The 23,525-nt window shown below is 60.6% G+C and carries 24 protein-coding genes; 9 read left to right on the top strand and 15 right to left on the bottom strand.

All coding sequences use genetic code 11. The annotated features are described in order from the left end of the window. Positions 1-61: 61 nt before the first annotated feature. The 12 genes from H4684_RS01715 to H4684_RS01660 form a co-directional block, all read right to left on the bottom strand. Positions 62-1,450: a glycosyltransferase family 9 protein gene (locus tag H4684_RS01715; RefSeq protein WP_192622618.1), complete on the bottom strand. Its 1,389-nt coding sequence runs from the start codon at positions 1,448-1,450 to the stop codon at positions 62-64. A gap of 3 nt (positions 1,451-1,453) precedes the next feature. Beyond that, positions 1,454-3,130, bottom strand: a complete 1,677-nt coding sequence (locus tag H4684_RS01710; RefSeq protein ID WP_192622617.1) for a CgeB family protein — start codon at positions 3,128-3,130, stop codon at positions 1,454-1,456. A gap of 123 nt (positions 3,131-3,253) precedes the next feature. Continuing rightward, positions 3,254-3,715 carry a D-aminoacyl-tRNA deacylase gene (dtd, locus tag H4684_RS01705; protein WP_192622616.1) on the bottom strand — a complete coding sequence of 154 codons (462 nt, stop codon included), beginning with the start codon at positions 3,713-3,715 and terminating at the stop codon, positions 3,254-3,256. Continuing rightward, positions 3,715-4,107, bottom strand: coding sequence for a 6-carboxytetrahydropterin synthase QueD (gene queD / locus H4684_RS01700; RefSeq protein ID WP_192622615.1), 393 nt, complete (start codon positions 4,105-4,107; stop codon positions 3,715-3,717). Before queD ends, dtd begins: the two co-directional genes overlap by 1 nt. Positions 4,108-4,118: 11 nt before the next feature. Continuing rightward, positions 4,119-7,580: a DNA polymerase III subunit alpha gene (gene dnaE / locus H4684_RS01695; RefSeq protein ID WP_192622614.1), complete on the bottom strand. Its 3,462-nt coding sequence runs from the start codon at positions 7,578-7,580 to the stop codon at positions 4,119-4,121. A 137-nt stretch (positions 7,581-7,717) separates the two neighbouring features. Next, positions 7,718-8,713, bottom strand: coding sequence for a type I glyceraldehyde-3-phosphate dehydrogenase (gap, locus tag H4684_RS01690; protein ID WP_092189241.1), 996 nt, complete (start codon positions 8,711-8,713; stop codon positions 7,718-7,720). A gap of 18 nt (positions 8,714-8,731) precedes the next feature. Beyond that, complete coding sequence (fba, locus tag H4684_RS01685; protein WP_092189244.1) at positions 8,732-9,655, bottom strand: class II fructose-1,6-bisphosphate aldolase; 924 nt, start codon at positions 9,653-9,655, stop codon at positions 8,732-8,734. A gap of 21 nt (positions 9,656-9,676) precedes the next feature. Further along, the gene (gene surE / locus H4684_RS01680) at positions 9,677-10,438 is read right to left on the bottom strand and encodes a 5'/3'-nucleotidase SurE (RefSeq protein ID WP_092189246.1); all 762 of its coding nucleotides are present in this window, start codon (positions 10,436-10,438) and stop codon (positions 9,677-9,679) included. Then, positions 10,396-11,007, bottom strand: coding sequence for a 2-oxoacid:acceptor oxidoreductase family protein (locus tag H4684_RS01675; RefSeq protein WP_092189248.1), 612 nt, complete (start codon positions 11,005-11,007; stop codon positions 10,396-10,398). The genes surE and H4684_RS01675 overlap by 43 nt, the downstream gene beginning before the upstream one ends. After that, entirely contained in the window at positions 11,000-11,836 is an 837-nt protein-coding gene (locus H4684_RS01670; protein ID WP_092189250.1) for a 2-oxoacid:ferredoxin oxidoreductase subunit beta, read from the bottom strand. Before H4684_RS01670 ends, H4684_RS01675 begins: the two co-directional genes overlap by 8 nt. Before the next feature lie 2 nt (positions 11,837-11,838). Beyond that, complete coding sequence (locus H4684_RS01665) at positions 11,839-12,987, bottom strand: 2-oxoacid:acceptor oxidoreductase subunit alpha (RefSeq protein WP_192622613.1); 1,149 nt, start codon at positions 12,985-12,987, stop codon at positions 11,839-11,841. After that, the gene (locus tag H4684_RS01660; protein ID WP_092189254.1) at positions 12,968-13,312 is read right to left on the bottom strand and encodes a 4Fe-4S dicluster domain-containing protein; all 345 of its coding nucleotides are present in this window, start codon (positions 13,310-13,312) and stop codon (positions 12,968-12,970) included. Before H4684_RS01660 ends, H4684_RS01665 begins: the two co-directional genes overlap by 20 nt. A gap of 248 nt (positions 13,313-13,560) precedes the next feature. Between H4684_RS01660 and H4684_RS01655 the strand changes: the two genes are divergently transcribed. From H4684_RS01655 to H4684_RS01645, 3 genes are read left to right on the top strand one after another with little or no spacing between them, the layout of a single operon-like run. Further along, positions 13,561-14,646 carry a 3'-5' exoribonuclease YhaM family protein gene (locus tag H4684_RS01655; protein WP_192622612.1) on the top strand — a complete coding sequence of 362 codons (1,086 nt, stop codon included), beginning with the start codon at positions 13,561-13,563 and terminating at the stop codon, positions 14,644-14,646. 9 nt (positions 14,647-14,655) lie between these two features. Further along, on the top strand, positions 14,656-15,291 hold the full coding sequence (gene tmk / locus H4684_RS01650; RefSeq protein ID WP_192622611.1) for a dTMP kinase: 636 nt from the start codon (positions 14,656-14,658) through the stop codon (positions 15,289-15,291). Then, entirely contained in the window at positions 15,284-16,045 is a 762-nt protein-coding gene (locus tag H4684_RS01645; protein WP_192622610.1) for a glycosyltransferase family 2 protein, read from the top strand. The genes tmk and H4684_RS01645 overlap by 8 nt, the downstream gene beginning before the upstream one ends. Positions 16,046-16,113: 68 nt before the next feature. Here the strand turns inward: H4684_RS01645 and fumC are convergent, their stop codons facing one another. Then, on the bottom strand, positions 16,114-17,514 hold the full coding sequence (fumC, locus tag H4684_RS01640) for a class II fumarate hydratase (RefSeq protein ID WP_192622609.1): 1,401 nt from the start codon (positions 17,512-17,514) through the stop codon (positions 16,114-16,116). A gap of 22 nt (positions 17,515-17,536) precedes the next feature. Next, positions 17,537-18,142: a nitroreductase family protein gene (locus H4684_RS01635; RefSeq protein WP_092189264.1), complete on the bottom strand. Its 606-nt coding sequence runs from the start codon at positions 18,140-18,142 to the stop codon at positions 17,537-17,539. Between the two features lie 111 nt (positions 18,143-18,253). Between H4684_RS01635 and mtgA the strand changes: the two genes are divergently transcribed. Together mtgA and rarD are read left to right on the top strand one after the other, a co-directional pair. Then, entirely contained in the window at positions 18,254-19,015 is a 762-nt protein-coding gene (gene mtgA / locus H4684_RS01630; RefSeq protein ID WP_225940182.1) for a monofunctional biosynthetic peptidoglycan transglycosylase, read from the top strand. A gap of 53 nt (positions 19,016-19,068) precedes the next feature. Continuing rightward, a complete protein-coding gene (rarD, locus tag H4684_RS01625; protein WP_192622607.1) occupies positions 19,069-19,950 on the top strand; it encodes an EamA family transporter RarD in 882 nt (293 codons plus the stop codon). Between the two features lie 21 nt (positions 19,951-19,971). Here rarD and H4684_RS01620 read toward each other — a convergent pair whose 3' ends face one another. Continuing rightward, positions 19,972-20,898: an NAD-dependent epimerase/dehydratase family protein gene (locus H4684_RS01620; protein ID WP_092189270.1), complete on the bottom strand. Its 927-nt coding sequence runs from the start codon at positions 20,896-20,898 to the stop codon at positions 19,972-19,974. Positions 20,899-21,059: 161 nt separating this feature from the next. Between H4684_RS01620 and H4684_RS01615 the strand changes: the two genes are divergently transcribed. From H4684_RS01615 to gltX, 4 genes are all read left to right on the top strand, one after another. Further along, on the top strand, positions 21,060-21,314 hold the full coding sequence (locus tag H4684_RS01615) for a glutaredoxin family protein (RefSeq protein WP_012805293.1): 255 nt from the start codon (positions 21,060-21,062) through the stop codon (positions 21,312-21,314). Further along, complete coding sequence (locus tag H4684_RS01610) at positions 21,314-21,664, top strand: ferredoxin-thioredoxin reductase catalytic domain-containing protein (RefSeq protein WP_192622606.1); 351 nt, start codon at positions 21,314-21,316, stop codon at positions 21,662-21,664. Before H4684_RS01615 ends, H4684_RS01610 begins: the two co-directional genes overlap by 1 nt. Positions 21,665-21,712: 48 nt before the next feature. Next, positions 21,713-21,934: a NifU family protein gene (locus H4684_RS01605; RefSeq protein WP_092189274.1), complete on the top strand. Its 222-nt coding sequence runs from the start codon at positions 21,713-21,715 to the stop codon at positions 21,932-21,934. A 134-nt stretch (positions 21,935-22,068) separates the two neighbouring features. Then, a complete protein-coding gene (gene gltX / locus H4684_RS01600) occupies positions 22,069-23,463 on the top strand; it encodes a glutamate--tRNA ligase (protein ID WP_092189554.1) in 1,395 nt (464 codons plus the stop codon). Positions 23,464-23,525: the final 62 nt, after the last annotated feature.

Genomic DNA, 23,525 nt, shown 5'->3' with positions numbered 1-23,525 from the left:
GAATTCAAAAGAAAAAGGCGGCCACTGGCCGCCTTTTTCTTTGATTGAAAACGTTACCCTCTCACGATGGGCGAAGAAATTCGAGATGGTCCTCGGCCAGGGCCAGCACGCGCCTGCGGCTAGCCGGGGAGCAGTCATGATTGGACAGATGGACAGCGGCGTACCCGCTCAAAGGGCGCAAAGCCAGGGCTGCGTGATCCCATTCGCGCACAAGCCGCTCAGGGTCGGCGGTGCTGCTCGCTGTGCGAAAAAATCGCAGCGCTCCGACCGCCATGACCCGCACCAGGGCGTCATGGGCTTCACGCAGATTCCCGGCCTCGGCCAGGCATTCATCCCGGGAGCCAAGCCCAAAAGCATACAGCCAGAAAGCCTGCCAATATGCGGACAGCTTCTGACCGGCCTTGGGACGGACGGAGAGCGGGATCAGATCATAGAGGCCGTCCTTTCGGCCGCTGGCCAGAATCTCAAGTCCGGGAAGCCGCAGGCCGGTCAGCTTGCCCTTGCGCCCGAGCATGGCTTCAAGGACGCGCACCACCCGCACGGGCTTGAAGCGCCGGTGGCAACGCGGAAGTTCAAAGCGGCAGCGCCAGCAGCCCACGCAATCCCCTGAACTGCGCAGCACCACGTGCCCCGGCTGGTACGGGCCGGTCTCGAAGGCATGCACCGGCCCCATGGACAGATTGAGTACCTTGAGCCCCGACCAGGCCGCCAGATGCATGGGGCCCGTATCGGGGGTTATCATGGCGGCCAGAGTCTGGCCGAACATGGCAAAAGCATCCAGCCCCAGGCTACCGCAGGCGCTGGCCACCGGACGTGCGACGAGGCGCAGCACCTCGCGGCACAGCTCACGCTCTCCGGGCCCGCCAAGCAGGACAGGCACGAACCCTCGCCGTTCGAGTTCTTCGACAAGCTCGACCCAAAACGCGGCACTGGGCCGCTTGTCCGGCTGGCTCGCGCCGAGAAAAAGACCAATGTGACGGATGCCGTGCGGCATGTCGCGCGGCCCGGGCCAGCGGGTTTGCTCCATGATTTTGCGCGGAATCACGCCGAGGGCGTTCAGATCGGCCCAATGAAAGTGGTTGTGCCGGTTGTTGTGCGTCAGCGACGCCCGGTATTCCTGCCAGTCGCCCTCGATGCGGGTCACGCCATCCCGGATGTATCCGCCCACCAGCGCATCGCAATGCAGGCTCCCGGCCAGCTCCATGCTTTGGGCGCGGTGACTCAGATTTATGACCAGATGAAATGCCTGCCGCCGCAGCTCCCCTTCCTGCCCATGACTGAAGTAACGAACCTGCGGACTCAGGCGCACAAGCGGCACGGCAAAACTCGGCTCGGCCATGACCCAGACCGGATGACCGGGAAATGCCCGCTCCAGCCATAAAAAAAGAGGGAAGGACAGGATCAGGTCCCCCATGCGCTGCATCTGGATGACCAGGATGGGCTTCTTCACAGGCTAACCGTAGATAGAGCGCATGGTCCGGACCAGGGACTTTAAGCGCAGGTCGTAGGTGTGTTCGGCCAGAATGCGGGTACGAGCGGCCTGGACAATTCTTGCGCGCTCGCCGTCATGACTCAGGTAATGGCGCACGAGCCCGGAAATCTCGCCCGGGTCCTGATAGCAGACGATCTCCCGGCCAGGCTCGAAGAGCGCTTCCATCTGCCGCCGGTGGTCGGTGAGCAAGAATCCGCCGCAGACCGGCACGTCGAAGACGCGCTGATTGACCGCGCCCTTCATCTGCTGGCTGGTGCAGTTGAAGTTGATGCGCGTGGCCGGATAAAACCCGGGCAGATCGGCGTAGTAGTTGAGTTCGCGATGGTAGGTCCAGCCGGGCTGCGGCAGAATCTCGTGCCAGCCCGGGTCTCCGACAAGAAGCGGCTTGAAGGGCAGCAGCTCCCGCACGCGCTCCAGGCGGTATAAAAGGGTCGCCTGCCAGGTGATCAGGGTCTCGAAGGCGAGCCGGGCGTCCACGTCCGGCAGGGCCCTGAAAGCCTCCACGTACATGGGCCGCTCCTCTTCCAGAAACCGGGCCACGGACAGGGCTCCGCTGAGCATGAAGGCGCGCCCGAGTTCCTCCAGATCGGCCAGAAGAACGGGCGGAAAATCGTAATGCCGCAGCTTGGCGCGCACCTTGTAAAGCATCGAGTTGCCGACAAAGGAGACATCGCGCGCCGGAGCCGTGTTCGGGGCGTGGGCGAAGCGGTGCGGATCGGTTGCCAGGGGCAGGTAGTGAACGCGCGAAAACCCTTGCGCCTTCAGGGACTCGATGTTGTCCACGTCCCAGGTGAAGAGCGTGACCCAATCCGAGGCCAGATTTTCGTAAACGTAAAGGATGAGGTGCGGGTTGTCGACGAACCAGGACGCCAGGGGAAGCTCCATGCGCGCCAGAAGCGCCGTCAGGATGCCCTCCTTGTCCACGCCCAGATGGTTGATGGTCAGCACGAAATCCGGACGAAAGGACAAAATTTCCGCGAGGATGGATTCGACGAATTCCTGGCTGCCCACCTCCTGACTCGGCAACTGCACCAGAGAGGTCGCGTAGCCGAGACGGGTGCAGGCGGCCTCAAGCTCGCCCATCAGAAAATAGGAGCTGGTCAAGAGCATCACGCGCGGGACCGTGGAGCGAAACTTGGGGTAGCGTGCCCGGTTCCAGAAATCGAACTTGAGGCTTATGTCCAGACGGTCTGCAAGCTCACGGTACAGGCCCGGCCTCAGACGCGCGTAGAAAGGGTCCCGGACCGGGGCGAAAGGAAGGCCGCCGTGCCGGAGCTGCCAGCGGGTCAAGCGGCTCAGGGCCACGTCTGGGTCGTCTTCGGCAACCCATAATATGCGGGGATCGTCACGCCATTTACCAGGCACTCCGGTCAGGGCGCCGATGGGCTCTTCGGCATCGACCACGGCCACCGGCCCGGAAGTCCGATCGAGCAGATTGGCCAGCCCGGCTCCGAGCCCCGCCCCCAAAAAGACCGGCAGGACCCCTTCGGCCGGAATTTCCGCCACGCGGCGCAGCTCGTTCTCACGGCCTCGCCTGCCGCCCAGATGCTGGGCGCGGCCGTCCCGCAGGATGCGCACATCCGTGGAACCTTCAGTGCCCTGCACAAGCTCGGCGGTGTAATCCATTTCGGCGACCATGGCCTCAGGCCCTGCCGTCGGCGTGGTATGGAGAAAAAAAGGTCGTGATGACGGGGTGCATGCTGTTTCCTGTCAAAAAATGAACGCTTCGGAACATCCTAGCAACATGCCTGCCAAGAATGGTTACAAATCGTCGCTGTCGAGCCAGATCGTGACAGGGCCCCAGTTGACCAGGGACACGTCCATGTCCGCGCCGAATTCGCCTTCGGCTACCTGCGGCCATTGCCGACGCAGATCGGCTACGAAGGACTGGTACAGGGCCAAGGCGGCCCCGGGCTGGGCAGCCTTGGAAAATGAGGGGCGGCGCCCCTTTTTGACGTCGGCATAGAGGGTGAACTGCGAAACCACCAGGATGCCGCCGCCGTGATCGGCCAGGCTCGCGTTGATGGGGCCGCCCGCGTCGGGAAAAAGACGCAGGCCGAGGAGCTTCTGCATGAATTTGTTCCAGACGGGTCCGCCGACCATGTCCGGATCGTCGTTGCCGCCGAAGCCGAGCAGGACGACCATGCCCGGCCCGATCTCGCCCACGGTGCGGTCCTGGACACGGACGCAAGCCGAACGCACCCGCTGCAGAACCGCCCGCATCAGACCGATCCTTCCGAGTAATAGGCCCTTGAGCTCGCTTTTTCCGAGACCATGACCTCGGCCAAACGGACCGGATACGAGGCCAGCAGATCCTTCATGCGCCGGAACACGAAGCGGGCCAGCAGCTCGGAAGACGGGTTCTGCTCGGCAAAATCCGGCAGGTCGTTCAGATGTTTGTGGTCGAGCTCGTCGGTCACCTCTTTCAGCAGACGCTTGAGCGCCTTGAAATCCATGAGGATGCCGAGCCTTTGGTCGAGACTCTCCCCGACCACATCGACCTCCACCGTGAAATTGTGGCCGTGCATGTTCTCGCACTTGCCCTCGTAATGCCGCAGCTGATGCGATGAGCTGAAATCCGAGCTCACCCGAAGCCGCCATTGCCCTTGTGTCATGCACACTCCCTTTAGGTTCGGATCAATCGCCACTGTTCGAATTCCCGCCAAAATTCCGGACACGGCGCCACCATGAAATCCGGCCCGAACTGCAGGCGGCACACGTATTCCCCGCGACCAAGATCGACCTGCACCGGAGCCTGCCCCGGGTAACGCGTGACGATCTCCCCCAGCCCGGCCCAGTCGGGATCCTGTCCGTCGGCGCGCACGAAAAGGACCACCGGCTCCGTACCCGAGCCGACCACCTCCGAAAGCAGCTTGAATGATTCGGCCAGGATCTTGGCTTTCTTGGGTCCGTCCTCGCTCTCTTCGTTCATGGAGTCGCGCTTGGCCACCACGCCGGTCATGAGCAGGGGCTCCTCACAGGCCAGCAGATCGCGGTAGGTCACGTACGGCTCGGAAAAGACGATGGCCTCGCCCGAACCGCTGAGATCCTCGATGCCGCAAAAGGCCATGCGATCGCCCTTCTTGGTGTTGATGGTCTTCATCGAGGTGACCAGAACCGGCACCTGCACGGGCGATTTCTCGGTGAGGTCCGCGCACTGGGCCAGGGTCGGGTAGCCCAGCCGCCTGATCTCCTGGCGGAAGGGCTGCAACGGATGACCGATGAGGAAAAACCCGAAGGCCTCCTTTTCCATGCGGCACTTCTCGTCGTCCCCGAATTCCGGCAGGGCGGCCTCTTCTCCCTCGATGCCGAGCCCCGTCAGGTTGCAGGTGTTCTCCTCGACCATGCCCATGAACGAGAGCTGGCCGGAGGTTTTGCGCTTGGCCCGTTTCTGGGCCATGGCCTGGACCTTGTCCATTCCATCCAGAAGCGCCCTGCGCGAACATCCGAAACTGTCCATGGCTCCCGACTTGACGAGGGAGTCGAGCACACGCTTATTGACCTTGCGCAGATTCACGCGCTGGCAGAAATCGAGCAGACTGGTGAAATCCCCGCCCTTTTCCCGCTCCTCCACGATGGATTCGACAGCCCCCTCGCCCACACCCTTGATGCCGGAGAGGCCGTAGCGAATGGACTCGCCCTCGACGGTGAACTCGTTGTAGCTGCGGTTCACGTCCGGGGGCAGGACCTCGATATCCATGTCCCGGCAGGCGCTGACATGGGCCAGGATCTTGTCGGTGTTGGACACTTCCGAGGTGATGATGGCGGCCATGAACTCTGCCGGGTAATGGGCCTTCACGTAGGCCGTCTGGTAGGAGATGACGGCGTATGCGGCGCTGTGGGACTTGTTGAACCCGTAGCCCGCGAACTTCTCCATGAGGTCGAAAATGTACTCCGCCGCCTCCTGGGAAATGTTGTTCTCGCGCGCGCCGTCCAGAAAGCGCACCCGCTGCTTGGCCATCTCCGCCGGGTCTTTCTTGCCCATGGCCCGGCGCAGGTTGTCGCCTTCTCCGAGGGAATACTTGGCCAGGTCCGAGGCGATCTTCATGACCTGTTCCTGGTAGAGAATGACGCCGTAGGTGTCCTCCAGGATGGGGTGGACCACGGGGGCCAGTTCCTCGAATTCGTACTCGACCTTCCTCAGGCCGTGCTTGCGGCCGATGAAGTCGTCGACCATGCCCGACTCCAGGGGACCAGGCCGGTACAGGGCCAGAAGCGCGATGATGTCCTCGAAGCAGGAGGGCTTAAGGCCCCTGAGCACCCGGCGCATGCCGTCGGATTCCAGCTGGAACACGCCATCCGTCTCGCCCCGGCACAAAAGTTCGAAGGTCTGCGGGTCGTCGAGGGGCAGCTTCTCCAGAATCGGCACGGGCTTGTTGTTCTTGCGGATGAGCTTCAGGGCGTCGTCGATGACGGTCAGGGTCTTGAGGCCCAGAAAGTCGAACTTGATGAGGCCGATGAGCTCGACCTTCTTCATGTCTAGCTGGGTCACGACCTCGCCGTTCTTGCCCTTGTGCAGCGGCAGATACTCGACCATGGGCTTCTGGGAGATGACTATACCGGCGGCGTGGATGGACGAGTGTCGGGCCAGGCCCTCAAGACGGCGGGCCACGTCGTAGAGCTTGCGGTACTGCGGGTCGCTGTCGATGAGCTTGCGCAGCTCCGGCTCCTCGTCCAGAGCCTTGGTCAGGGTCATCTTGAGGTCGTCGGGGATGAGCTTGGCGATGCGGTCGGCGTCCTTCAGGCTGACATCAAGGGCCCTGGCCACGTCGCGAATGGCGCCCTTGGCCTTCATGGTCCCGAAGGCCACGATCTGGGCCACGTGATCGGCTCCATACTTTTCCGAAACGTAGCGAATGACCTCGTCACGCCGATTGTAGCAGAAATCCACGTCGATATCAGGCATGGACGCACGTTCCACATTCAAAAAGCGCTCGAAGAAGAGCGCGTAGCGAATGGGATCGAGGTCCGTGATCCTGAGCGCGTACGAGACCAGCGATCCGGCGGCCGAACCTCGGCCGGGTCCGACGGGGATGTTCTTCGATTTCGCCCAGTTGATGAAGTCCTGCACGATCAGGAAGTAGGCCGGAAAACCCTTCTCGATGATGACGCTGAGTTCGAGTTCGAGGCGATCGCGATAAGCGGCCTCGTCCACTTCGTAGGGCAGGGCGGCGATGCGCTCCTTCAGCCCCTCTTCGGACAGTCGGCGAAACTCGTCGTCCAGGGTCGAGCCCTCGGGAACGTCGTAGACCGGAAAGAAATGCTGCTTGAGCTTCAGCTCCACCTCGCACATGTCCGCGATGCGGCCCGCGTTTTCCACGGCCTCGGGACAATGGGCGAAGGCGGCCTCCATCTCCTCGGGGGCCTTGTAGTAAAATTCGTTGGTATCGAAGCGGAGCCGCTGCTTTTCCGAGGCGATCTTGCCCGTGCCCACGCACAGGAGGATGTCGTGGGCCTCGTAGTCGTCCTTGTTCAGGTAGTGGCAGTCGTTGGTGGCGACCAGCGGCAGGCCGGTCTCCTTGGCCAGTTCCATGAGCCTGTCGTTGACGACCTCCTGCTCTTTCAAGCCATTGGACTGCAACTCCAGATAAAACCGGTCCGGAAAAATCTCCATGTATTCGCGCGCCTTCAGGATGGCGCTGTCGAAGGTCCCGTGGCGCAGGGCATAGGGAACTTCACCCTGCAGGCAGGCGGACAGACAGACGATGCCCTCGGAATGGGCGCGCAGCAGCTTCTTGTCCACGCGCGGCTTGTAATAGAAGCCCTGCAGAAAACCGGCGGACACGATCTTGACCAGATTGTGGTAGCCGACCAGATTCTGGGCCAGAAGCACCAGATGAAAGCGCTTCTTGTTCTCCCGCTCGAACATGTCGTCGGCGACGTAGACTTCGCTGCCGATGATGGGCTTTATGCCGTGCTTCTTGGCTTCGAGATAAAAGGGCACGGAACCGAAGAGATTGCCGTGATCGGTGATGGCGGCCGAGGAAAAGCCGAAATCAACGGCCCGGGCGCACAGGTCCCGTAGGCGAATGGCGCCGTCCAGGAGGCTGTACTCGGAATGGCAATGCAGATGGGTAAAACCGCTCATGATGCTCTCGGGAAAAAGGGAATTCCAAAAATCGGGGAAATGGAGACTAGAAAAGGCGCGGCTGAATTGCAAGTCGCGCTTCAAAGCAGAACGCCCGGGCTGGCCGGGCGTTCTGGAATTGCGTCGGAATCAGAGAATCACATGGAAGCCCCGACCAGCTTGATCAGGCGCAGCAACTGGTTGGTGAAACCGGCCTCGTTGTCGTACCAGACGATGATCTTGACCATGGTTCCGTTCATGACCGAGGTGCACAGGCCATCGACCACGCCGCCGTAGATGCTGCCGACGTAGTCCATGGAAACGAGCGGCACTTCCGTGTAGCCCATGGCTCCGCCCTCGGGACCGCTGGCCGCGGCCTTCAGGACCGCGTTGACCTCGGCCACCGTGGTCGGCTTCTCCACTTCCACGACCAGGTCCACCAGGGACACGTTGGGCGTGGGCACGCGCACGGCCATGCCGTCGAGCTTGCCTGCCAGGGCCGGGATGACCATGCTCACGGCCTTGGCCGCGCCCGTGGTCGTGGGCAGCATGTTCATGGCACCGGCGCGGCCGCGGCGAATGTCCTTGTGCGTTCCGTCGAGCATGCGCTGACTCATGGTGTAGGAGTGGATGGTGGTCATGAGTCCGTGCCTGATGCCGAAATTGTCGTCCAGAGCCTTGGCTGCCGGAGCCAGGCAATTGGTGGTGCAGGAGGCATTGGAAATGATCCTGTGTTCTGCCGGATTGTAGAGGCCGTCGTTAACGCCCATGACCACGGTCAGGTCGGTGTTCTTGCCGGGGGCGGAGATGAGCACCTTTTTGGCGCCGGCGGCCAGATGCTTCTCGCAGCTTTCACGGTCCGTGAACTTGCCCGTGGACTCGACGAGGATATCGATGCCCTTCCAGTCCCAGGCGTCCGGGGCATTGCGGGTAACCAGCACCTGCTTGCCGTTCAGCAGAAAACCCTGCTCGTTGGGCTCGACATCACCGGCAAAGGTGCCGTGAACCGAGTCGTATTTGAGCAGGTATGCAAGGGATTCATTGTCGCCACGGGCGTTGACGCAGACCAGTTGAACATCCTGGTTCCCGGCCATGATGCGGGCAAGGTAGCGTCCGATGCGACCGAAACCATTGAGTGCAATTTTGACAGCCATGTTCTTTTCCTCTTCCGCTTAAATTTTATTTGATGAACCCAGAACGTTCCTGATCTTGTGCGCCACCATGTCCCGCACCGCATCCCTGGCCACCAGCAGGTACTGACGCGGATCGAAATGTGACGGATTTTCGGCCAGATACTTGCGGATGGTGGCGGTCATGGCCAGACGGATATCGGTGTCGATGTTGATCTTGCACACGGCCGAGGCGGCCGCCTTGCGCAGCAGATCTTCGGGCACGCCCTTGGCTCCGGCGATCTTGGCGCCATACTGGTTGGCCATGTCCACAAATTCCTGGGGCACGGACGAGGCGCCGTGCAGCACGATGGGATAGCCGGGCAGCAGGGCCTTGATCTTCTCCAGGCGGTCAAAGTCGAGCTTGGCCTCGCCCGCGAATTTGTAGGCCCCGTGGCTGGTGCCGATGGCGATGGCCAGGGAATCGCAACCCGTGCGGCCGACAAACTCGGCGGCCTGGTCAGGGTTGGTGTACACGCTGTGCTCCACGTCCACGTCGTCCTCGACGCCAGCCAGCTGTCCAAGCTCCGCCTCGACCCACACGCCGCGATCGTGGGCGTAGGCCACGACCTGCTTGGTCAGGGCAATATTTTCCTCGAAGGACAGGTGCGAGCCGTCGATCATGACGGAGGTGAAGCCGCCGTCGATGACTTCCTTGCAGATCTCGAAATTCTGGCCGTGGTCGAGGTGCAGGCAGACCGGCAGATCATTCTCGGCCAGGGCGGCTTCCATGAGCTTGATGATGTACCCCTGGCCGGCATAGCGGCGGGCGCCGGCGGAAACCTGCAGGATGAGGGGGGATTTTTCGAGGTTTCCGGCCTCCATGATACCCTGGATGATTTCCATGTTGTTCACGTTGAAACCACCGATGGCGAAACCTTCGGCGTAACCTCGGGCAAACATTTCCTTGGGTGTGGTCAGGGGCATGATCGTCTCCTTGAAAGGCGGTTATTCGTTCTTGGCCAGATGCCGGGTCAACGCTTCCAGATATCCGGCATGAGTCAGATCAAAAGTCAACGGAGTCGCGGTTATGTAACCTCGGCTCAGATATCCCCGATCCGATTCGGGCTCCACATTTTCCGGCGGGATGACCCCGCACAGCCAGTAGTAGGGATTGCCCCGGGGGTCGTTTCTCTCGTCGTACCAGTCCCGGTAGGTGGACGAAGTCTGGCTGCAGACCTTGAGCCCCTTGGCGTTTTCAAACGGTCCGGCGGGAAAGTTCAGATTCAGCACGCAGTGCCGGGGAAAGGATGACCAGAAATCCCCGTCAAGCATCCGCACCGCGTATTCGGCCTGGGCGGAGAGCTCTTCAGGATGAAAATCGTCCACGGACACGGCCATGGCCGGGATGCCCGCCAAAGCCCCTTCGGTGGCCGCGGACACCGTGCCCGAATAGAGCACGTCCACGCCCACGTTGGCGCCCGAGTTGATGCCCGACACGATCATGTCCGGCCGCTTGGGCAGAAGGTGGCTGAGCGCCAGCTTGACGCAATCCGCCGGGGTGCCGGAAATGCCAAGGCCGGAAAACCCCGTTTCCTCCACCTGCTTGACCCTCAGTGGAGAAAACAGGGTCACCGAATGCCCCACCGCGCTCTGCTCGGTCATGGGTGCAGCCACGTGCACCCTGTGTCCGGCCTTGATCAAGGCGCCGTAAAGGGCGCGCAGTCCTACTGCTCTGATTCCATCGTCATTGGTGAGAAGAATGTCCATTTTTCGGGTGCGTCCGGATAAAGTTTCTTGGCCTGACTGTGCCCTAGGGTCAGAGCCTTGACGTTCACGTCCAGGATCTTGGCCGGCAGAACCGATGCCAGGGCCTTTTTCACGTTGGCAAAATTCATGAACGGCAGAAAATGACTCAGCGCCCCAAGGCAGATGATGTTGGTCGTCTGAGGCATGCCGATCCTGTCCCGGGCCATGTTCGTGAACGGCAGGCCCCAATATATGTTGGAGGGGGTCTGTGTCACGAGCGATGTATCGACCAACAGGAAGCCGGTCGGCTTCAGGTTGCGAAAATACAGGTTGCAGGCCTCCTGACTGAGAGCCACGAGCATGTCAAGATTCACGGGCTTTGGATAGCTGATTCTGTGTGAACTTATGACCAGATCGGCCCGGCTCGCTCCGCCCCGGGCCTCGGGGCCGTAGCTCTGGGTCTGCGTGACGTAAAAACCGTGATCGATGGCCAGCACCTGGCCCATGATCTTGCCCAGGGTCAGGATACCCTGGCCGCCCGTTCCGGAAAGCCGTATCTCAAATCGATTCAGTTCGTGCTGCTTAGGCATTTCGCTGCTCCTGAAGCTTGTTGCGCAGTTCCTCATAACGCACTTCCAGACCCTGCCGCATCTCGTCCCTGAACACGCCTATGGGCGTGAATTTGGGTTTCTCTTCCGGGGCGAGCTGGGCATAACGATCAAGTTTGACGGTGTTTTTCTTATACCACTGGTACATGTCCACCACGGTCTTGAACTTGTTCTTGCGACCATACTGGGTATGGCAGGGAGTCAGGATCTCGACCAGGTTGAAACCCGGTTTCTCCAGGGCGTCGGAGATGAGGCCGTCGAGCATGTTGGCGTGCAGGACCGTGCCGCGGGCCACGTAACTGGCGCCGCTGGCCATGGCCATGTCCACGATGTCGAAGCTGCGTTCGAGCTGGCCGAAAGGAGACGTCGCGGAGACGGTCCCCTCGGGGCTGGTCGGCGATGCCTGGCCGCCGGTCATGCCGTAGATGTTGTTGTTGAGCACCAGCGCCGTCAGACCGATGTTGCGCCTGGCGGCGTGGATGAGATGGTTGCCGCCGATGGACATGGCGTCGCCATCGCCCATGACCACGATGACCTTGAGCGCCGGGTTGGCCATCTTGATGCCCGTGGCGAAAGTCAGGGCCCGGCCGTGAGTGGTATGCACGGTATTGAAGTCCACGTACACGGCCATGCGCCCGGAGCAGCCGATGCCGGCCACGAGCACGACATCGTCCTTGGCGTAGCCCAGGCGATGCACGCTGCGGATGAGGGAGCCGAGCACGATACCGTGGCCGCAGCCCGCGCAGTAGACATGGGGAAACTTCTTGTTGTGCCTGAGATAGTCGTGAATGAGTTGTGTTACCTGTGCCATGGTCACGCCTGCATGATATTTTTGAAGATTTCCGAGGGAGTGATGATCTGGCCGTCAACGCGGTTGTTGGTAATGATGTGGGTCAGGCCGTTGTTGACCCGCTTCACCTCGCGCGAGATCTGCCCCATGTTCATCTCGGGCACTATGAGCGCCTTGCACTGCCGTGCCAGGGCCTGCACCGCCGTCTTGGGGAAGGGGAAAAGGGTCTTGAGCTTCAGGAGCCCGGCCTTGACCCCGCGTTCGCGGGCCATGTGCACGGCAAGTTCTGCCGAACGGGCCACGCAACCGTACGCCAAAACGACCACTTCCGCATCCTCGCAGTTGACCTCGTCGAAAAGCTGGATGTCGTAGAAGAACTGGTCGATCTTGCGGAACTGCCGGTGCATCAGCGCCTTGACCTCGTCGGGCTTTGAGGTCGGAAATCCGTTCTGGTCATGGGTCAGGCCCGTGACATGGAAGCGGTATCCGGATCCAAGGGGCGGCAGGGCCGGAACCCCGCGCATGGTCTCCTCGTAGGAAACGTACCACTCCGGCGGCATGGACGGGGTCACGCGGGCCAGGATCTCAAAATCCTCGGGGCCGGGAATGGAGATCTTTTCCCGGGTGTGGGCCGTGATCTCGTCGAGAAGCAGGATGACGGGCGTGCGGTATTTTTCGGCGAAATTGAAGGCCACGACGGTCATTTCCAGACATTCCTGCACGTCGCTGGCCGAAAGGACGATGATGGGATGGTCTCCGTGACAGCCCCAGCGGGCCTGCTGCACATCGCCCTGGGCCGGACTGGTCGGCAGACCGGTGCTTGGCCCCCCGCGCATGACGTTGACCACGACCAGAGGCACCTCGGTCATGCACGCGTAGCCAAGGTTCTCCTGCATGAGGGAAAAGCCCGGGCCGGAAGTGGCGGTCATGGTCTTGCGACCGGCCAGGGACGCACCGATGATGGCGCCCATGCTGGCGATCTCGTCCTCCATCTGGATGAACACCCCATCCTTGACCAGAGGCAGCCTTGCGGACATGACCTCGGCGATTTCCGTGGACGGGGTTATGGGATAGCCCGCATAGAAGTTGCAGCCTGCCAGGAGCGCGCCCTCGACCACCGCTTCATTGCCGAGTGCGAATATTTCCGTTTTCCTACGCTTTTTTGTCGCCATGTTCGTCTTCCCGGTTAGGTGTTCCAACATTCTCCTCCGGACCCGGGTCGGTGCCCGCGGACGGGTCCAAAGGCCCGCCCTTGGAGGCATCGAACGCATCGGTCTTCCTGCGGCTGATCTCCCTGGGGGTAACGGAGATAGCGAAATCCGGGCAATGCAGCTCACAGAATCCGCAATTCACGCAGTCTTCCTCTCGCACCACATGTGCCTTGCCGTCCGGCCAGAGTTCGAGCACCTTGGACGGGCAAAAAGCCGCGCATATCCCGCAGCCCTTACACCAATCCGGATAAATCGTCACCTTTGCTTGACCTTTCTTTTTGGACATAACCGCTCGATAAAGTGTTGGGGTTTCTTTCGTGGGTATGAAAAAAGGACACGCCCCGCCAATTCTGGTCGTCAATCCGGCCGGATACGTCCGGCCTCTTGCCAAAGCTGAAAACTTGCCTGTAGACGAAGTGGGAAACGAGCACGCGAAAGTCATTTGAATATTGTGCAACTGCCCAATTATCTTAGAAAATATCGACCTCGCCTTCGTTTGCGCCATTACCTCATGCATGCAGGAATAGCAACTTAATGAAGCACAAAAAAACATACGTACGCGATTTGGCTGAAGGAAATTCGATTTCCGAAGTGTTTGCCCTGTCCAAGGCCCAGCGCAAGGAAGCCAAGAACGGCCCCTACTGGCAACTGACCCTGACCGACCGCACCGGCAATATCGAGGCCAGGATCTGGTACCCCCAGAGCCAGCAATTCGAAGCCTTGCAGGCGGAACAATTCGTGGCCGTGAACGGGCAGGTGGCCTCCTTCAAGGACCAGTTGCAGATGAACATAAACGACATGGCCGTCATCGATCCGCGTGAAGCGGGCCTGGACCTGACCGACTTTCTACCGTCCTCCGCCATTCCTCCCGAGGACCTTCTTCGTGAAATGGAAGAATTCCTCGGCGCCGAACTGACTTTCAAACCATGGAAGGCCCTGTGCAGGAGCGTGCTGCACGACGATCATATCCGCGCATCCCTCTTGAGCGCGCCCGGAGCCAAGTCCATCCATCACGCCTATGCCGGAGGGCTCCTTGAGCACACCCTGGCCATCATGCGCATCTGCAGCGCCCTGTCCCGGCTCTATCCGGGAATCGACAGGGAAATCCTGCTCGTGGCCGCCCTTTTCCACGATCTGGGCAAGGCCTTCGAGCTCTCGCACGGCATAAGCCGCGAATACACCGATGCCGGACGCTTGCTGGGACACATCCAGATCGGCCTGGAGATCCTGGAGCCTTTTCTGCGCAAGACCAAGGACCTGCCTGAAGAACTGTCCATGCATCTCAAGCACCTCATCGTCGCCCATCATGGCGAACTGGCCTTCGGGTCACCCTGCCTGCCCCAGACTGCGGAGGCCTTCATCCTGCACTACGCGGACAATCTGGATGCCAAGATCAACACCGTTCACGGAGCCCTGACCGCACCCGACGGCGAGGAAATCGGCGGCTGGAGCGAATACCACCGCACCCTTGGCCGCTACCTGTACCAGCCCATGCGCACGCCGGTCGCGACCACGGCGGCGGAACCGCAGCCCAAAACGCCCAAAAAAGCGGCCCCCAAATCCGAGGAGTCGCCCCTTTTAAAAGCCATGGGCATCACCGCAACACCCGGCAACCAGTAGGGAGGAAGCATGTTTCTTACTTTTGAAGGCATGGAGGGCTGCGGAAAATCCACGCAGTGCAAAAAACTCATCGAACATTTCGTGCGCCAGGGACACGATGTCCTGCACACTCTTGAACCCGGCGGCAGCCGTCTGGGCAAGGAGCTGAGGCGCATTCTGCTCGACCCCAAGAACAGCGACCTGTCTTCAACCAGCGAGCTTTTCCTGTATCTGGCCGACCGCGCCCAGCACGTCTCCTCGGTCATCCGGCCAGCCATGGAAGACGGCAGGACCGTGATCTGCGACCGCTTCGCCGACTCCACCGTGGTCTACCAGGGCTACGGACGCGGCCTTGACCCGAGCCTTCTGCATCACCTGAACGACGTGGCCGTGCAAGGACTCTGGCCGGACGTGACGATCCTTCTGGACGTGGAGCCGGAGATCGGCCTGAAGCGCGCCCTGACCCGCAACATGCTGGACAACAAGACCGCCACCGAGGGCCGTTTCGAAGCCGAGAGTATGGCCTTTCACACCCGCATCCGCGAAGGCTATCTGACCTGGGCCGCACTGCACCGGGGCCGCTTCCTGGTCGTGGACGCGGGCCGGAATCCGGACGCCGTGTTCGAGTCCATCCTGCGCGGACTGGAGGAGAAAGGCCTTGGCTAAGCCGGAAGTGACAGGCCTGATCCTGACCCTGAACGGGGCAAGACATCTCGACGCATGCCTCGCGTCCCTGGATTTCTGCGACCGGATCCTGATCGTTGACTCCGGCAGCACGGACGCAACGGCGGACATCGCCGCCGCCCACGGAGCCCAGGTGCTGGTCAACCCTTGGCCCGGGCCCAAAAAGCAGTTCGAGCTCGCCTTCGAACACATCGCCACGCCCTGGGTGGTCTCCCTGGACCAGGACGAGATCCTGTCCGATGAGCTGCGGGCGTCCGTTATCCAGGCGCTCCGGGACCCTGCGGACATGAGCGCCTTTCTCTGCCCACGCACGTCCTACTATTTCGACCGCTTCCTGCGCCACAGCGGCTGGTATCCGGACCTGCTGCCCCGCGTCTTCAAGCTGGCCGACACGGGCGTGCATGTCTCCGGGCCGCACTACGGGTTTGAAACAAAAGGGAAGACCCGGCGCCTGGCCGGAGACATCATCCACTATCCCTACGAAAACCTGAAGCAGCATGTGGAAAAGATAAACTACTACACGCAGATCGCCGCCGAAGAAATGCACGCCAAGGGCAAGCGGGCGGGCGTGGCCACGGCGATCGGCCACGGGCTGGCCAGGTTCATGAAGATCTATTTCTTCAGGCGGGGATTTCTGGACGGCAAGGCCGGATTCGTGCTGGCGGTCAACTCGTTTTTCTACGCCTTCCAGAAGTATATCCGGCTGGCGGAGCTTGGCGGCAAAAAAACAGAATAATACCGTATTGTTAAATCATTCAACGCCATGACCCGGGTCCGGCGCAAGCGTGTGAACTGCGCGCCGGTTCACCCGATGCCGTGGGGTCTGGCCATGTCCAGAGGGCGGACCAGGCTGTCGAAGGCGTCTCCGTCCAGATAACCGAGCGCAAGACAAGCCTCCTTCAGGGTTGTGCCCTCCACATGCGCCTTGTGCGCCACCTCGGCGGCCTTGTCGTAGCCCAAGACCGGCGAGAGGGCCGTGACCAGCATGAGCGAATTCCCGACATGTCTGGCAATGACCGTCTCGTCGGGCGCAAGGCCAGCCAGCGCGTGGGCGGTGAAGCTCGCGCAGGCATCGGTCAAAAGGCGCATGCTCGTCAGCAGGTTGAAGATCATGACGGGCTTGAATACATTAAGCTCGAAATTGCCCTGGGAGCCGGCCATGCCCACCGCCACGTCCAGCCCCATGACCTGCACGCAGACCATGGTCATGGCCTCGGACTGGGTCGGGTTGACCTTGCCGGGCATTATGGACGAGCCGGGCTCGTTGGCAGGCAGGATCAGCTCGCCCAGCCCCGCGCGCGGACCCGAGGCCAGCCAGCGGATGTCGTTGGCGATCTTCATCAGCGAACCGGCCAGGGTTTTCAGGGCTCCCGAAGTCATGACCACCACGTCGTGGGCCGAGAGGGCCGCGAAGAAATTCGGGGCGGGCACGAAGGGCAGGCCCGTCAGCCCGGCAATCCCGGCCGTGGCCACACGGGCGAAATCCGGGTGCGCGCCCAGGCCCGTGCCCACCGCCGTCCCGCCCAGCGCCAGCCGATACAGATGCGGCAGGCAGCCGCGCAGCCGCTCCAGATTGTCCTCCAGCAGGGCCGCGTACCCCGAAAACTCCTGACCAAGGGTCATGGGCACGGCGTCCTGCAGATGGGTGCGCCCGATCTTGACGATGCCGTCCCACTCCCTGGCCTTGCGCTCCAGCTCGCCATGCATGGCCGTCACGGCTGGAATCACCTCGCCCGTGAGCATGAGGGCCGACGCGATGTGCATAGCCGCCGGGAAGGTGTCGTTGGATGACTGGGACATGTTGACGTGATCGTTGGGATGCACGGGCGTCTTGCTGCCAAGCGTCCCGCCGAGCAGCTCGATGGCCCGGTTCGCGACGACCTCGTTCACGTTCATGTTGGTCTGGGTGCCGCTGCCCGTCTGCCAGACATGCAGGGGAAAATTCCCGGCCAGTTTCCCGTCCACGACCTCATGGCAGGCCGCCATGATGGGTTCGGCCAGGCGAAGGGGCAACTTGCCAAGCTCCAGATTGGCCTGCGCCGAGGCAAGCTTGAGGATGCCCAAGGCGTGAATGATCTCCCCGGGCATGAGGTCGCCGCCAATGCGGAAGTACTTCAGGGAGCGCTGGGTCTGCGCGCCCCAATAGCGATCCTCCGGCACCTCGATTGATCCCATGCTGTCGGTCTCGATGCGCGTTTTCGCCATGCGCCCTTCCCCCTTGCGAAGTTCAGATTTTCTTGATCACGTTCTGAAGAGGCTTCTTGTTTGGCCCCTGGGTCGGCCGCACGGGATGACCCACGGGAATGACGGCCATGAACTCCCCCTTGGGCTCCTGCAGAAAGGTCAGAATCTCGTCCTTGATCAGGTACAGGATGCCAAGCCACACCGCTCCAAGTCCCATGGACGTCGCGGCCAGAAGCAGGTTTTCCACGGCCGCGGCCGAGCTCTGGATCTCCATGGTGCGGAAGAAGTCAAAACCCATCTCCCGATCGACATGAAAAAGCTCCGTACCATGACTTATCAGGTCGCCGGTGTTGATCACGGCGATGGTCACCGGAGCCGAGGCGATGCTGCGTGCGGCCATGCGCAAGAGCGACGAGGCCGGTTTCTGGAATGTCTTGGAGGCCGAAGAGACCAGCTCGGCCAGATTGCTCCTCGCCTCCCCTTCCAGGATGACGAACTTCCAGGACTGACGGTTGTGCGCCGAAGGAGCCTGATTGGCGGCGTCGAGCATGGCCATGACCATGTCCTCGGACAGGTCGCGCGGCGCGAACTGACGGATGCTGTGCCGTGCGTGGATGGTGGCCAGAGTTTCATTGTGGCTATGATTCATGTATTCGTCCTTTGTTTAACGGATCGCAAGGCGGATTGACTTTGGCATGACACCGGCGCACAAGCGGTGGCCGGGTACGCCGCCCTTCACTTCAAATTCACTAGCTCCAACATGGCACGCAAGACAACCACTTCCAGCCCCCGGCGTGCCCAGCCGCGCACAGCCGCAAAGAAGCACGCCGCATCAGGGGGGGCGCTTCGCCGCGTCCTGCAAGTCGCCGGCTGGATTCTGCCGGGAATCGTGGCCGTCATCCTGATCTTGCGCTTCGTGCCGCCGCCCACCAGCGCCTTCATAATCACCTGCCAGGTGGAACGGATGCTGGGCATGGCCTCCGGTCCCGCCGTAATGCATGAATGGACGCCCATGCGGCGCATCCCGAGGCACATGGCGCTGGCCGTGGTGGCGGCGGAAGATCAGAACTTCCCGAACCATTTCGGCTTCGACGTCGATGCCATCGCGCGGGCCGTGGAGCACAACAAAAAAAGTCAGGGAGTCCGTGGGGCGAGCACCATCTCCCAGCAGACGGCCAAAAACCTTTTTCTGTGGTCCGGGCGCAGCTATGTCCGCAAGGCCCTGGAAGCAGGCCTCACGGTGCTGATCGAACTTCTCTGGTCCAAGGATAGAATTCTGGAAGTGTATCTGAACATCGCCGAATTCGGCGACGGCACCTACGGCGTGGGAGCCGCGGCAAAACGGTTCTTCGGCAAGACTCCGGCCGGACTGACCACCCGCGAGGCCGCGCTTCTGGCCTCGGTGCTCCCGAATCCAAAAAGATTTTCGGCGGCCCGCCCGTCTTCCTCTCTACGGCAAAGGGCGCAATGGGTGCAAACCCAGATGAAGCAGCTCGGACCAAACCACATAGACTGGCGCTAGACGCCACAGAGGTCACTCATGTCCTCCATCCGTTCCGCCAAGGGGAAAGCAGCATGAACCCGGGGATTCTCGCCGCCATCGGAGCCTACGCCAGCTGGGGCATGCTGCCCATCTACTGGAAGCTTCTGGGCCACGTGCCCACAGCCCAGCTACTCTGCCATCGCATCACCTGGTCCTTCGTGGTCCTGGCCATCTTTCTGGTCTTGACCCGGCGCATCGCCAGATTACGCAGCAGCCTGTGCCCTTCGGTGTGGGGCAGCTATGTCCTGGCCAGCCTGCTCATTGGCGTGAACTGGTTCATCTATGTCTGGAGCGTCAACGCGGGCTATATCGTGGAGGCGAGCCTTGGATATTTCATAAATCCGCTGCTCTCGGTGCTGCTTGGCGTCTTCTTCATGCGCGAAAGGCTGCGGCCCCTGCAATGGGCGCCCCTGGGACTGGCTGCGGCGGGCGTGATCTACCTGACCTTCGATTACGGCCGCCTGCCCTGGATCGCCTTGACCCTGGCCGTGACCTTCAGCCTCTACGGGCTGGTCAAAAAAAAGGCGCCGCTCGGCGCTTTTGAAGGCCTGACCCTGGAGACGGGTCTGCTCCTCGCCCCCGCCCTGGCCTGGCTTGGCTGGAGCGAACTCTCGAGCGTGGGCGCGTTCCTGCATGCAGGCGCCGGCTCGGACCTGCTGCTCATGGGCGCGGGCGTGGTCACCACCGCGCCCCTGGTCATGTTCGCAGCCGCCGCGCATCGCATCCCGCTGTCCATGATCGGCATCCTGCAATACATCGCACCGACCATCCAGTTCCTGATCGGCGTCTTCATGTACCACGAACCCTTCTCCCGCACCCAGTTCACGGGATTCAGCATGGTCTGGCTGGCGGTGCTGCTGTTCTGGCTGGAACGCTGGTGGATAGGCCATGCAACCCGTCCACCCAAGCAATAATCGAGTATCTGATTTGCCCCTTTAATCCAGGCAGCTCTTCATGTATGTCAGCATCTTTCGCAGTCCGACATGCAATGGTGTGCCAGGGGACCAATCCAATTCGTTTTTTGCAAGAGTGATATCAAGAACGTTGACAGGTACGTCAAAAGGCCTCGCGGGAAAATAGTGACAGGCAATTCGCTGCTCAAGCAGTTCGCCGATCATATGAATCAGATCATTCAGACTATATCCACGACCGCTACCGACGTTGAATATTCTTTGATCTCCCTCATAATTCATGGTCTTGATCGCAGCATCTATGGCATCACCAATGTAAATGTAGTCTCGTATGACTGAGCCATCACCCCAAATTTCCAGAACATCTCCTTTCAACGCTTTATTCAAAAAAACCGGAATAACACCTTGCCCTGAATGAACTGGCTGGTATTCCCCATAGGGATTTGCCATCCGCAAAACGCGATAGTCAAGATTATGAAGATAGCGATATAAAAGTAAATATTTTTCAATGGAAAGTTTACCGACTCCATAAGCACAGATTGGATCTGTGGGATGATTTTCGGATATTGGAATTTGCTTAGGGATACCGTAGACTGTTCCTCCGGATGAGATAAAAACAATCTTCGGCGGCCTCTTAATCTTAATAACGCTGTCAAGAAGATGCAGGGTACTCGCTACATTTTCCTTCAGGTCGAGGACGGGATCGTCATTGGAGCTTTTTGGCAACGTCGTGCTGACAAGATGGAAGATGACCTCTACCCCATCCAGAACAGAAGCCGTCTCCACCGGATTGGTGAAATCTCCAGGCAACCACTCGACGCCAGCGATATCGGGCCAATTTCCGGAGCAAGGCGGCTTGTTGAAAGCACGCACTCGATGCCCCTGGCGGACCAAACGCGAACAAAGGTGTTTGCCGATAAAACCGGCGCCACCAAAAACCAGGATATCCATTCAATGCTCCCCTCAACGGCACGGACCAGCTAAAATCACAAAACCCTTGCACCAAGCCCCCCATCCCGGCGTGGACGGCGGGGCGATTAATCTTTATAGCATCCCAATCAAAGAGACGGCCAAGGGCTATCGCAACGCCCACGACATAGCAAGGAGGATCCATGCCTGACAAAGCCATCACACTCTACGCCTTAAGCACCTGCATTCATTGCAAGAAAACCAAAGAATACCTCGACGACTGCGGCGCCAAATACGACTGCGTCTTTGTCGACAAGCTCGAAGGCGATGAGCGCAAGCAGATCATCGAAGCCATCAAGAAAATCAATCCCAAGCTGTCCTTTCCGACCCTGCTCGTGGACGAGGAAGCCATTGTCGGGTTCAAACAGGATCAGATCAAAGAAGCGCTGGAGAGATGATGACTCCCGAAGAACTTTACGAAAAACTGCGGCCCCTGCAGGAAGCCAAAGGCTATTTCTTCAACAAGGACAAGGCTTTTGTTCTTGACCTCATGGAAAGTCTGCTGATCAACCGCGAACGATATGGCTACATGGCCTGCCCCTGCCGCCTGGCTTCGGGCAAGCGCGAACTGGATCAGGACATTCTCTGCCCCTGCGTGTACCGCGAGCCCGATGTGGCCGAATTCGGAGCCTGTTACTGCGGGCTTTACGTTTCCAAGGAATGGAACGAAGGAAGCGTCCCCCAGGAAACCGTCCCCGAACGGCGCGATCCTGAGAAGCTGATGGCGGGCCTTCTTTTCGAAGAATGATCGAGATCGGCTGACGCTGTTTCCGATGCGCCAGCCCCGGAGCAAGCCATGCGAGACCAGGTCGAAAAGGCGCTCGATACCGTGCGCCCAATTCTGCAGGCCGACGGCGGCTACGTTGAACTGGTGGACATTCTGCCCAGCGGCATCGTGCAGGTGCGCATGACCGGAGCCTGCAAGGGCTGCCCCATGTCGCAAATGACGCTCAAGAGCAGCATCGAACGCGCCGTCAAGAAGATGGTCCCCGGCGTCAAGGCCGTCGAAGCCGTCTAGCCGGACCAGGACACCCGACCGGAAAAATCCGGCCGCATATTTCATACGCAACATTCATCCCACGCCGCCAGGCCGAAAGGTCCGGGTGCGGGACCAGCCGGCGTATTTTTCGCCGTTTTTTTTGGAAGAGCAACATGACTCAAATAGTGACCCGTTTCCCCCCCAGTCCCACGGGGTATCTGCATATCGGAGGCGCCCGCACGGCGCTTTTCAATTATCTGTACGCCCGCCAGAACGGCGGCAAGTTCATCCTGCGCATCGAGGACACGGACCAGGCCCGCTCGACCCAGGAAATGACCGACGCCATCATTGACGCCATGCACTGGCTGGGCCTTGATTTCGACGAAGGCCCCTATTTTCAGAGCGAGCGCGGCGACCTCTACAACAGCTACGTGGACAAGCTCGTGGAAACGGGCAAGGCCTACTACTGCTCCTGTACGCCCGAAGAAGTTGAAGAGATGCGCGAGACGGCCCGCGCCGCGGGACTCAAACCCAAATACAACGGCAAGTGCCGGGAGCTGGGTCTTGGGCCCGGTCCGGGGCGGGTGGTCCGCTTCAAGACTCCCCTTTCGGGCAAGGTGGTTTTTGACGACACCGTCAAGGGTCCCATCGCCTGGGATGTGCAGGAAATGGACGATTTCATCATCCGCCGGGCCGACGGCTCCTCCATCTATCAGATGGCCGTGGTCGTGGACGATGCGCTCATGGGCGTCACCCACGTCCTGCGTGGCGACGACCACCAGAACAACACGCCCAAGCAAATCCTCATCTACGAGGCGCTGGGCTTTCCGCTGCCCAAGTTCGGCCACGTGCCCATGATCCTTGGCCCCGACAAGAAAAAGATGAGCAAGCGCCACGGCGCGACCTCGGTCATGATGTACAGGGATCTTGGCTACCTGCCCGAGGCCATGCTCAGTTATCTGGTGCGTCTGGGCTGGTCTCACGGTGATGACGAGCTCTTCACCATGGCCGAACTGCTGGAGAAATTCTCTTTTGACGGCCTTGGCAAATCGGCCTCGGTCTTTGATATGGACAAGCTCAACTGGACCAACAGCCACTTCATCAAGATCGGCGATGTGCCAAGGCTCGCGGGCCTGCTGGACGAAATGATCCGGCAGACCACGGACTTTGAACCGGCACGGGACTATCTTGAGGCCATCGTGCCCCTTTTCCAGTCCAGGGCCAAGACCCTCAAGGAAATGGCTGAGCAGGCGACTTTTTTCCTGCATGATGCCCAGAGCCTGCCGTACGCCGAGGCGGCGGTGACCAAATTCCTCACTCCCGAAACACGGGAGCATCTTGCTGTCCTGGCCGAACGCATGCAAGCGCTGCCGGCCTTTGACCACAAGGGCCTCGAAGAAATGGTGAACGCCTATCTGGAAGAGACAGGTCTCAAGTTCAAGGCGCTGGCCCAGCCCATTCGTGTGGCCATCACCGGCACGACCATGAGCCCGGGCCTCTTTGAAACCATGGAAGTTCTTGGGCGCGAGCGCACCCTGGAACGTTTCCGCAAGGCCCTGACCCTGTAATCATGGGCCCGGGAAACCGGGCCTTTTCCAGACCTGCCGGACGAGTCCACCTCGTCCATCTC

It is taken from the genome of Desulfomicrobium macestii (genome assembly GCF_014873765.1).
Taxonomy (GTDB): Bacteria; Desulfobacterota; Desulfovibrionia; order Desulfovibrionales; family Desulfomicrobiaceae; genus Desulfomicrobium; species Desulfomicrobium macestii.
The sequence above is the reverse complement of the archived record's forward strand: the minus strand, read 5'-3'. Positions and strand labels throughout refer to the sequence as shown.

Bases quoted from the DNA above. Each gene is read 5' to 3' on its own strand.
- queD (WP_192622615.1), bottom strand. From the start codon at position 4,107: ATGACACAAGGGCAATGGCGGCTTCGGGTGAGCTCGGATTTCAGCTCA.
- H4684_RS01670 (WP_092189250.1), bottom strand. From the start codon at position 11,836: ATGGCACAGGTAACACAACTCATTCACGACTATCTCAGGCACAACAAG.
- surE (WP_092189246.1), bottom strand. From the start codon at position 10,438: ATGGACATTCTTCTCACCAATGACGATGGAATCAGAGCAGTAGGACTG.
- mtgA (WP_225940182.1), top strand. From the start codon at position 18,254: ATGGCACGCAAGACAACCACTTCCAGCCCCCGGCGTGCCCAGCCGCGC.
- tmk (WP_192622611.1), top strand. From the start codon at position 14,656: ATGTTTCTTACTTTTGAAGGCATGGAGGGCTGCGGAAAATCCACGCAG.
- H4684_RS01675 (WP_092189248.1), bottom strand. From the start codon at position 11,007: ATGCCTAAGCAGCACGAACTGAATCGATTTGAGATACGGCTTTCCGGA.
- H4684_RS01635 (WP_092189264.1), bottom strand. From the start codon at position 18,142: ATGAATCATAGCCACAATGAAACTCTGGCCACCATCCACGCACGGCAC.
- dnaE (WP_192622614.1), bottom strand. From the start codon at position 7,580: ATGAGCGGTTTTACCCATCTGCATTGCCATTCCGAGTACAGCCTCCTG.
- H4684_RS01660 (WP_092189254.1), bottom strand. From the start codon at position 13,312: ATGTCCAAAAAGAAAGGTCAAGCAAAGGTGACGATTTATCCGGATTGG.
- rarD (WP_192622607.1), top strand. From the start codon at position 19,069: ATGAACCCGGGGATTCTCGCCGCCATCGGAGCCTACGCCAGCTGGGGC.
- fumC (WP_192622609.1), bottom strand. From the start codon at position 17,514: ATGGCGAAAACGCGCATCGAGACCGACAGCATGGGATCAATCGAGGTG.
- gltX (WP_092189554.1), top strand. From the start codon at position 22,069: ATGACTCAAATAGTGACCCGTTTCCCCCCCAGTCCCACGGGGTATCTG.
- H4684_RS01610 (WP_192622606.1), top strand. From the start codon at position 21,314: ATGACTCCCGAAGAACTTTACGAAAAACTGCGGCCCCTGCAGGAAGCC.
- H4684_RS01605 (WP_092189274.1), top strand. From the start codon at position 21,713: ATGCGAGACCAGGTCGAAAAGGCGCTCGATACCGTGCGCCCAATTCTG.
- H4684_RS01655 (WP_192622612.1), top strand. From the start codon at position 13,561: ATGAAGCACAAAAAAACATACGTACGCGATTTGGCTGAAGGAAATTCG.
- gap (WP_092189241.1), bottom strand. From the start codon at position 8,713: ATGGCTGTCAAAATTGCACTCAATGGTTTCGGTCGCATCGGACGCTAC.
- dtd (WP_192622616.1), bottom strand. From the start codon at position 3,715: ATGCGGGCGGTTCTGCAGCGGGTGCGTTCGGCTTGCGTCCGTGTCCAG.
- fba (WP_092189244.1), bottom strand. From the start codon at position 9,655: ATGCCCCTGACCACACCCAAGGAAATGTTTGCCCGAGGTTACGCCGAA.
- H4684_RS01710 (WP_192622617.1), bottom strand. From the start codon at position 3,130: ATGGTCGCCGAAATGGATTACACCGCCGAGCTTGTGCAGGGCACTGAA.
- H4684_RS01615 (WP_012805293.1), top strand. From the start codon at position 21,060: ATGCCTGACAAAGCCATCACACTCTACGCCTTAAGCACCTGCATTCAT.
- H4684_RS01665 (WP_192622613.1), bottom strand. From the start codon at position 12,987: ATGGCGACAAAAAAGCGTAGGAAAACGGAAATATTCGCACTCGGCAAT.
- H4684_RS01620 (WP_092189270.1), bottom strand. From the start codon at position 20,898: ATGGATATCCTGGTTTTTGGTGGCGCCGGTTTTATCGGCAAACACCTT.